The organism is Mycobacterium sp. TH-M11, from assembly GCF_057473725.1.
In genome coordinates, this window is the sequence record NZ_JBYCLD010000094.1 from 1 (window position 1) to 1983 (window position 1983).

Below are 1983 nucleotides of genomic sequence, written 5' to 3' on the forward strand. Positions count from 1 at the left end.
TCGCCCGCTCCGACGAGTCGGCCGCAGCGCTGGCGGCGAAGGGTGTCCGGGTGCACCGGGGTGACCTCGACGACCCCGACGGCCTCGCCGCCGCCGCCGCGGCCTCCGACGGCGTCATCCACCTCGCCTTCAAGCACGACTTCGCCGACTTCGTGGGCGCCGCCGAGACGGATCTGCGGGTCGTGCAGGCGATGGGGGAGGCGTTGGCCGGCTCGGACCGGCCGTTCGTCAGCACGTCGGGAACCCTGCTTCTCTCGCTGATCGGGGACGGCGGTCTCGGCACGGAACAGCTCACGCTGCCCGGTGGGCCGCGCGTCGACTCGGAGAACGCCGTGATCGCGCTAGCCGAACGCGGGGTGCGGTCCTCGGTGATTCGGCTGGCCCCGATCGTGCACAGCGACTTCGACCACCACGGCTTCACGCACCACCTCATCACCACCGCACGCGACACGGGCAAGTCCGCGTACATCGGTGACGGCGCCAACCGGTGGCCCGGGGTCCACACGCGCGACGCCGCCCATTTGTACCGGTTGGCACTCGAAAACGCGGCTGCGGGAACGCTTTTGCACGGTGTAGCCGACGAAGGGGTGCCGTTTCGCGACATCGCCGCCGTCATCGGCCGACACCTGGACGTGCCGACGGCCAGTATCCCCGCCGAGGAAGCCGGTCACTTCGGCTTCCTGGCGCTCTTCGCGGCGCTGGATAACCCGACGTCGAACGCGCTGACGCAGAAGGTGCTCGAGTGGCGGCCCGAGGGACCGGGGCTGCTCGAGGACCTGGACGCCGGCCACTACTTCGGCGAGTGAGCGCAGCCATGGCCGGCGCGGTCGTCGACGCGTCCCGAAAAGCGCTGGGGCCGGTCGGCGTTTGCCTGCCGGTCTCCTTCACCGACCCGCTGTCGATCGAGCGGCAGCGGGCTGCGGTGGGCAGCCTGGAGCGGGCCGGATACCGTGCGGTGTGGACCAACGAGGTGATCGGCAAGGACGCCCTCGTGCAACTCGCCATGCTGGCGAGCGCCACCGAGCGCATGGTGTTCGGCACCTGCATCGCCAACGTCTGGGCCCGGTCGCCGCAGACCATGCATGCCGCGGCGGCCCAACTCGCACAGGCGTTTCCGGGCCGCTTCGTGCTGGGCCTGGGAATCGGTTATCCGGAGCAGGCCGCCAGCGTCGGCCGGGAATTCGGCAGTCCGCTGGGCACCATGCGCGACTACCTGACCGACATGGACGCGCCCACCTGGCCGCCGGCGCCCGACGCGCCCTACGCCCGGATCGTCGCCGCCAACGGCCCGAAGATGCTCGCGCTGGCCGGCGAACTCGCCGACGGGGCGTTGCGCGCGTTGTTCCCCGCGGAGTTCACCGCCCACGCCCGCCGCGCGCTCGGCCCAGACAAGCTCCTGGTTGTGGGCCTGTCCGTGGTGGGCGGCGGCGCCGGGAATCCGAAAGCGGCCGCGCGCGAGTCGCTGTCGGCCAGGTTGTCGATGCCCGCGTACGCGGCCAGGCTGGCGGAGCTGGGCTACCCGGCCGGCGACGTCGACGGGGTGAGCGACCGGCTGGTGGAGGCGGTCGTCGCATACGGTGACCCGCCGGCCGTCGCCGCCAAGGTGCGCGAGCACCTGGACGCCGGCGCCGACCATGTGACGCTGCTGCCGGAGATCGGCGGCGACTTCGCCACCGCTGTGACGCAACTCGAGTCGCTGGCCCCGGCCTTGGCCACCTTGTAGCCGGCCGGATGCCGGGCGAATAGGATCACCCGGTGATGGATGCGCAGCGAGTCGCCGACGAGATCGAGATCGCCGCCCTGCTCAACAGATACGCCCGGGCCGTGGACTCCAAGGACTGGGAGCTCTACCGCTCGGTATTCACCGACGACGCCCACATCGACTACTCGTCGGCGGGTGCGACCGTCGGCCCCCGCGACGAGGTGGCCGGCTGGCTGGCGGAGGGATTCGGCGCGATTCCGATGTCCATGCACTACATCACG

The 1983-nt window shown here is 71.3% G+C and carries 3 protein-coding genes; all 3 read left to right on the forward strand.

Features of this window, described 5'->3' with window-relative positions; translation table 11 throughout:
• A partial coding sequence (locus AC2VOG_RS03815; RefSeq protein WP_486938584.1) for an SDR family oxidoreductase occupies nucleotides 1-806 on the forward strand: 806 nt, incomplete at its 5' end.
• A gap of 8 nt (nucleotides 807-814) precedes the next feature.
• The gene (locus tag AC2VOG_RS03820; protein ID WP_486938585.1) at nucleotides 815-1723 is read left to right on the forward strand and encodes a TIGR03620 family F420-dependent LLM class oxidoreductase; all 909 of its coding nucleotides are present in this window, start codon (nucleotides 815-817) and stop codon (nucleotides 1721-1723) included.
• 35 nt (nucleotides 1724-1758) lie between these two features.
• Nucleotides 1759-1983, forward strand: a 225-nt coding sequence (locus AC2VOG_RS03825; RefSeq protein WP_486938586.1) for a nuclear transport factor 2 family protein, incomplete at its 3' end; no start/stop codon positions are given.

Bases quoted from the DNA above. Each gene is read 5' to 3' on its own strand.
- AC2VOG_RS03820 (WP_486938585.1), top strand. From the start codon at position 815: ATGGCCGGCGCGGTCGTCGACGCGTCCCGAAAAGCGCTGGGGCCGGTC.